Source organism: Mesobacillus zeae, assembly GCF_003570705.1.
In the GTDB taxonomy this organism is placed as follows: domain Bacteria; phylum Bacillota; class Bacilli; order Bacillales; family Cytobacillaceae; genus Mesobacillus_C; species Mesobacillus_C zeae.
In genome coordinates this window covers 1-6520 of record NZ_QWVT01000064.1, presented here as the reverse complement: position 1 = coordinate 6520, position 6520 = coordinate 1, and the positions used below count along the sequence as shown (strand labels likewise).

The following is a 6520-nucleotide window of genomic DNA, read 5'->3' as shown; positions in this document are numbered from 1 at the left end:
ACAAGGAACATAAATAATCAATCTTTTTTATAAAGGGGAAACCGTCTTAGGTACAATAACCCTTATTACACCAGAGGCCTATCCAAGTTGCTTATGGATTGGAAAAAAATTTTAATACAAGAAGCGTCTCAAATTGTTGGGTTTGCTGAAATTACAAAGGCCTTTAATACAAGTCTATTAGTAAAGTGAAATTGATATGGAACTAAAGGAGGCTTTAGTTAAATATAAAGTGTAGCTACATTAGAACAAAATTGAATAATTCGAGAAAACACAAATTTAAATGTTTGTGATAATCTCAGTTTTGACTCTTAAAACTAAGAGTCAGGATTTTTGGTCACAACGAAAGAAAACTTAGGAATCTAAGGAGTGTTTTAACTGGAGAATTCAAAAAAAAGAGTGGAATTAGTGGCCCTCCGAGATAATAAATTTGGTATAATTTACTTATGGATAAAACAAGGGGGATGACAAATTAATGAATGTGAATGATTTAATAATTCTCAACTTTGAAGAAGTAAGAAGTAGAAGTATAAAGGTTTGGAAAGCAATCCCTGAACAAAAGCTGAATTGGAAACCTGACGAAGAGGCTCTTACTTGTGCAGAAATGATTAGACATTTATTAGAAGGTGAGTTTCTTTATCACCAAGTTCTTATCGGAAGAGGCAGTAAAGCATTATCCGATCTATCTAATCCTTTTAAAGACAAGGATTTTACAACGGTAGATAATGAACTTGTATTTGCACAGCCATATCGTGAGAATTTCTTAAAATATATTAAGACAATTAGTGTAAGTGATTTAGAGAATATACGAATAGACCTTTCTGATGCAGGATATGTTAGAACACTTGGGGATATGTTATTGCGTATCGCTTACCACGAATCTGTTCACACAGGTCAGTTGTTAGATTATATGAGAACAATGGGAATTGACCGCCCAAAGATATGGGATTAATGATTTAGAACAAGACTTTAGTTAATGTCTTGTTCTTTTATGCAATACCCCTTAAATTATTGACCGTTGTAATATTCGATTTTTGACACGCTGAAATAAGCATTCGTATTACTTATTTTTTATTTGAACGTTCGTATATTTTACTAAAAAATTGAATTATGAAATTGATTCAAATAATAAAGCTTAGCCGATTTTAAACATCCTACAATCGGCAAAAAGTACAATTCATTAGTCCAGGAACGTCTTTTGAAAAGCAACAAGTTTTCCCAACAGGTTTATTGATAAGCATGGATGTAGCTTTTTAATAAAGTCGTACCGTTTATTAATTAAATAGACTAAACTAATAAGAGGATATTATGTTCAATATATGAGCATATATCCTCTTTTCTTTTGCATAGTAGAATTCTTAATTAGATGTTGAAAAAATCGTATTGTATGTATAAAATAAAAAAGAACGTATGTTTGCTTTTTCGCAAGGGGACTTAGCTCACAGCGGGAGGCGTAGTGAGGTCTTTCGACCGAGCGTTATTATCTTTAAGGAGAGATGTGCTATGAGGGTACAAGAAGTTCTCATAGAGAATAACAACAGGAGATACATATTACTGGATCAAGAGGGGTTTCCTGTAATGCCAGTGATGAAATATATAAAGTATTTAGATAAGACAGGAAAAAGCTCTAATACTCAAAAGACATATTGTTATTCCTTAAAGCATTTTTTTGCCTACTTAGAAGAGAAAAAGAAGGATTACACGTTGATCCGATTAGAAGATTTAGCTGATTTTGTGGGATGGTTAAGAAGTCCTTATCAGAGTTCGAATGTCACTCCTCTTCAACAAGAGAAAGCAAAGCGAACAGAAAAAACAATTAACCTTACCATTACAGTCATAGCGAACTTTTATGACTACCTTTACAGAAATGAAGAGGTACAAAATGACATGATGGAAAAGTTGATGAAGCAAGTATTTACAGGGGGACACTCACGTTATAAAAGTTTCTTACATCATGTCAACAAGGACAAGCCATCAATCAGAAACATATTGAAATTAAAAGAGCCAAGGAAAAAAGTAGACACTCTCACAAAAAAACAAGTACAGCAAGTATTACAGGCAGCCACCAATATCCGCGATAGATTCTTAATTCAATTGTTATTTGAAACGGGATTGCGTATTGGAGAAGCTCTCGCTCTTTTCATGGAAGATTTCATTTTTGATCATGGCAAGGGACATCGAATTCGCTTAGTGGATCGTGGGGAATTAGAAAACGGTGCTATGTTAAAGACGGGAGAGCGAGAAATTTATGTATCACAATCCTTAATGGATCTATATGACGATTATTTGTATGAAGTGCTGGACGAATTAGATTTGGACACAAACTTTGTTTTTGTAAAACTGCGAGGAAAAGATGTAGGGAAACCAATGGAATATTGGAACGTGGAATCTCTTTTTAAGCGTTTGAAAAAGAAAACAGGGATAAACCTCCACCCACACCTATTTCGCCATACACACGCTACAATCTTTTATCAGAAAACAAAAGATATTAAACAGGTGCAGGAACGATTAGGACACTCTCAAATTCAAACAACAATGAACCTGTACTTACATCCCTCGGATGAAGATATTCGAGAAGATTGGCAAAAGGCTCAATCTGAATTTAACCTAAAGAAAGATAACTAAAAGGAGTTACCGAATGAAACACATCAAGAATTTTCATACAGAAGAAATAGGATTTCACGAAGGATTACAAAAAGAACTTTCCACTTATCCCGAAAAAATAGTACATGAAGATGGTTCGGTTTCCATTGAACAAGTAAAAAACCCATATTTCTTAGTCAATGACAAATGGAATGTCGATGTTATAGGTGAAGTCAAGCAATTCAAAGAAGTGGTAGCGAACTATTTCTATAAAAATAAAAATATTTATTTTCGATTCACCAACCCTACAATCAACTTAGAAGTGAAATATGTTTATTATAAACAACTCTTTAACGATTTATGGACAATCAGTAGTGTTTTTAGCGCTCATCCAACCCCATTAAAGAAAATAACCGAGTTCTTAAACATAAAATATCCTAAACTATCATCCTTGTTGGATTTGGATATTGATAAAGTAGAACGAGAGTATTTGTTTTGGTTGAATGAAAAAGGAGTTGCTACTCAGAAGCTTAGACAAAGGATAATTCAAAAAGACGGGATTGAAAAAACAATAGTAGCACGTTTTTTAAGACAAATTTATAATTTGTTATTTCAATACATGGACAACCGAGATGAGTTTGAAAAAGACAAATGGGATGTTCGTATTCTTCATGATAAGTATGGTGTAGAATACAGCAAAAGTAAAGGTCAATACTACCTTATCTATCTAAAGTTTGATAGATGTATTCGTGAGCAAATAAAAAAATATATAAAACAACGATTGCTTAGTAGAAATAGATTTTCATGGAGTACAGCACAACGTTATCTACATGCTCTCTCAATGTTTTTCTCATTTATATTTTCTTTAGAGCCAACGTGGAAGGATTTGAAGGCTTTAAATCGTACACATATCGTAAAATATCTTGAATATTTATATGAATACGCTAAAAACATTATAAAACAAAAGAACTCGCATCCTGAAAGCTATATAAATTCCTCATTATCAATCTTGTGCAAATTTCTTGAAGATATTCAACGGTATGACTATGAAATGGCTCCCGAAACTCATGTGAGATTGTTGATTTTTCCTGAAGACAAACCTAAGCCAAGGAAAAAATCAGTGGATCAAATTGATTACATCCCTGACTATGTGTTAGAGCAGCTCTTTACGCATATTGTTGACTTGCATAAAGAAGTTGTGCCTGTTGTTTGGATTGCGTTTAAGACAGGTCTTAGAATCTCTGACGTATTAGAATTAACCTCTGATTGCTTGATAAAACTCAATGGTCAATACTCCATTGAAACGGATATTGAAAAAACTTTTGTAAAAGGGCATCGAATTCCCATTGACGATGATTTAGCAGGAATCCTTGCGGTTCTTATCGACAAATTAAAAAAACTAAGCAATCAAGACAACAATCCCGAAGGGTATATTTTTGTCCGTTATCGTGGTCAACGGAAAGGTAAACCTTTTATTCAAGGGTGGGTACAAGACCAACTAAATATTTTAGCCAAGCGAAAGAACATTACGGATGAAAATGGAAACTTGTTTCATTTCAAAACTCACCAATTCCGTCACACCTACGGTGTAAAAATGTTAAATGGTGGTGCGGATATTCTAACGGTCCAAGAATTGTTAGCTCATGCTTCACCCGAAATGACATTACGATATGCCAAGCTATTAGACGATACAAAAAGAAAAGCATTTGAATCAGTTATCAAACAAGGTGTCTTTAGCTTTGATCTAAACGGTGAAGTGCAAGAAATCAAAGCAGGAGAAAACATACCAATAGACATCTTAGATGCCTTGTGGCAGGATCACAAGCTAAATGCGATGGACAATCCTTATGGAACGTGCCACGCCCGTTTAAACGGTAATTGTCCGCATATGGAAGCTCCCCCTTGCCTCACCTGTGGTGACAATCAAACCCCATGTAAAGACTTAGCTGTTGGTTTTTCGGAGTTAGATACGCAAAAATACGAGCTTCACATTAAAACAACCACGAAGGCAATTGAAATAGCAAAACAACGAGGGCGAGAGGATATTGCCGAGAAGAACGAAAAGAACTTACAACGTTATCAAAACATTTTAAATACCCTCCAAGAAGGAAACATTATCTTTGGACGACAAGATCGGATGAAAAGAAAGTTAGGTGTTCAAAATGGCTGAATATGACCGTGCTGCCCACTTAAAGGCCATTCATACTAATCGTAAGACTAATACCTCTCAGAAGGTAGATGAAGCCATTAAAAGGCTCATAAGAGCCAATGAGAAAATAAACTTTAACAGTGTAGCCAGTGAAGCTGATGTATCAAAAGCAACATTGTATAACAACAAGGACTTCCGTTCAAGAATTGAAACATTGCGAAATCAGCAATCACAAGTACCTACACCAAAACAAGTAAAGCGAGAAATGAACGAAAGCAATAAGGATGCCCTCATTGCATCTCTAAAAAGAAAAAATCAAAAGTTGGAAGAGGAAAACAAGCAATTAAGGGAACAACTGAAAGTTGCTTATGCAGAGGTTTATAAGAAGTTATGAAGGGGGAGAACGGTGTTCTTCCCTTCTTCTTCAACGGGGCAGGTTAGCTTAATAGCATTTGGAGCATTAATCTAAAGGATTAGTGCTCTTTTTTGTTGAATTAGTATACTAATCGCTGTAAAGGAGACATTCTAAATGGAAACAGAAAATAATCTAAAAGACCATATAAAACAGTTAGAGGAGAATTTATTAAATCCAGAAATACGTTCATCAAGAACTCAGCTAAAAAAATTATTGGCTGATGATTTCTTTGAATTCGGAAGTTCAGGTAAGGTTTTGTATAAAGATGAAGATATTGCAGATGACGGTATAGGAATAGTTAAAATGAAATTGAGTCATTTTGAGATTCACCTTTTATCGGATGATATTGTATTAGCTACATACCGAATTTTCAATGAAATTAGTAACCAACATTCCTTACGTAGTTCTATATGGAAGTTAAATGAGGGTGTATGGAAATTGGTTTTTCATCAAGGTACCAAAACTGAGCCTTCGGTTTAAATTTAATCTCGCCTTAATGTGCTTACTGGGCAGTTTAGTTGAAGAAGGAGTGTTTATATTTTTAAATAATAACTAATGATAGTTGGCAAAATGAGAGGAATAGATTAAATGACTAAAGAAATGTTTGTGCAAATAAGTGATTGTAAACTATATGCTAAGTTGTTGGGAAAAAATAACGGAAAACCTACAGTCGTAATGGATGCCGGATATGGGGATTTTTCCAAGGCCTGGGATTCAGTAATTGGGGATATTTCAATGCTCACTAATGTTCTAATTTATGATAGAGCAGGACTTGGGAAAAGTGAAACAAGTTCTAACCCTAGAACCAGCAGTGAGATGGTAAAAGAATTGAAGGAACTTCTTATGGAAACCGAGATTAAACCTCCCTACATTTTAGTAGGTCATTCATTTGGTGGAGTTAATATGCGAATGTTTGCAACTGAATATCAAAATGAAGTTTGTGGACTTGTCTTGGTTGACTCTACGCCCGAAGATTACAGAGAAAGATTTCTCCCAACGATGTCACAAGATTTTCAACAAGCATACAACAAGCAATTCGTTTATGAAGGAGATTATGATGAATTTATGGAAAGCCTAAAGCAGCTAAAAGAAACAAAACTTAAATTAAATGTCCCACTAATTGTTCTTTCAGCAGGTAAGAAGGCTCATTATTCAAAGGAATCACAAGAGTTATGGAATGAAATGCAGAGAGAGATTCTTGAAATATCCTCTTATGGTGAATTGGTGATTGCTGAAAATAGTGCTCATTATATACAAAATGATGAACCAGAAGTGGCAGTCAGTGCGATAAATAAGTTGATTGATATTGTTTAAAATTAAATTGTGAATAATTGCACTTAAACTAAACCAGCTAATAGTTTGTCAACATTTTTCAA

6 protein-coding genes are annotated in these 6520 nt (G+C 34.4%); all 6 read left to right on the top strand.

Annotated elements, in window-relative coordinates; translation table 11 throughout:
- Positions 1 to 472 precede the first annotated feature (472 nt).
- The 6 genes from D1970_RS21785 to D1970_RS21760 all read left to right on the top strand — a co-directional run bounded on the left by D1970_RS21785 (position 473) and on the right by D1970_RS21760 (position 6458).
- Positions 473 to 949: a DinB family protein gene (locus tag D1970_RS21785; protein WP_119114929.1), complete on the top strand. Its 477-nt coding sequence runs from the start codon at positions 473 to 475 to the stop codon at positions 947 to 949.
- Positions 950 to 1500: 551 nt separating this feature from the next.
- Positions 1501 to 2622 (top strand): tyrosine-type recombinase/integrase, encoded by a 1122-nt coding sequence (locus D1970_RS21780; RefSeq protein WP_119114928.1) that lies wholly within the window; start codon positions 1501 to 1503, stop codon positions 2620 to 2622.
- Between the two features lie 13 nt (positions 2623 to 2635).
- Positions 2636 to 4750: a tyrosine-type recombinase/integrase gene (locus D1970_RS21775; protein WP_119114927.1), complete on the top strand. Its 2115-nt coding sequence runs from the start codon at positions 2636 to 2638 to the stop codon at positions 4748 to 4750.
- Positions 4743 to 5123 carry a DUF6262 family protein gene (locus D1970_RS21770; protein ID WP_119114926.1) on the top strand — a complete coding sequence of 127 codons (381 nt, stop codon included), beginning with the start codon at positions 4743 to 4745 and terminating at the stop codon, positions 5121 to 5123. The genes D1970_RS21775 and D1970_RS21770 overlap by 8 nt, the downstream gene beginning before the upstream one ends.
- Positions 5124 to 5258: 135 nt before the next feature.
- Complete coding sequence (locus tag D1970_RS21765; protein ID WP_119114925.1) at positions 5259 to 5624, top strand: nuclear transport factor 2 family protein; 366 nt, start codon at positions 5259 to 5261, stop codon at positions 5622 to 5624.
- Positions 5625 to 5732: 108 nt separating this feature from the next.
- The gene (locus D1970_RS21760; protein WP_119114924.1) at positions 5733 to 6458 is read left to right on the top strand and encodes an alpha/beta fold hydrolase; all 726 of its coding nucleotides are present in this window, start codon (positions 5733 to 5735) and stop codon (positions 6456 to 6458) included.
- Positions 6459 to 6520: the final 62 nt, after the last annotated feature.

Bases quoted from the DNA above. Each gene is read 5' to 3' on its own strand.
- D1970_RS21780 (WP_119114928.1), top strand. From the start codon at position 1,501: ATGAGGGTACAAGAAGTTCTCATAGAGAATAACAACAGGAGATACATA.
- D1970_RS21775 (WP_119114927.1), top strand. From the start codon at position 2,636: ATGAAACACATCAAGAATTTTCATACAGAAGAAATAGGATTTCACGAA.
- D1970_RS21765 (WP_119114925.1), top strand. From the start codon at position 5,259: ATGGAAACAGAAAATAATCTAAAAGACCATATAAAACAGTTAGAGGAG.
- D1970_RS21785 (WP_119114929.1), top strand. From the start codon at position 473: ATGAATGTGAATGATTTAATAATTCTCAACTTTGAAGAAGTAAGAAGT.
- D1970_RS21770 (WP_119114926.1), top strand. From the start codon at position 4,743: ATGGCTGAATATGACCGTGCTGCCCACTTAAAGGCCATTCATACTAAT.
- D1970_RS21760 (WP_119114924.1), top strand. From the start codon at position 5,733: ATGACTAAAGAAATGTTTGTGCAAATAAGTGATTGTAAACTATATGCT.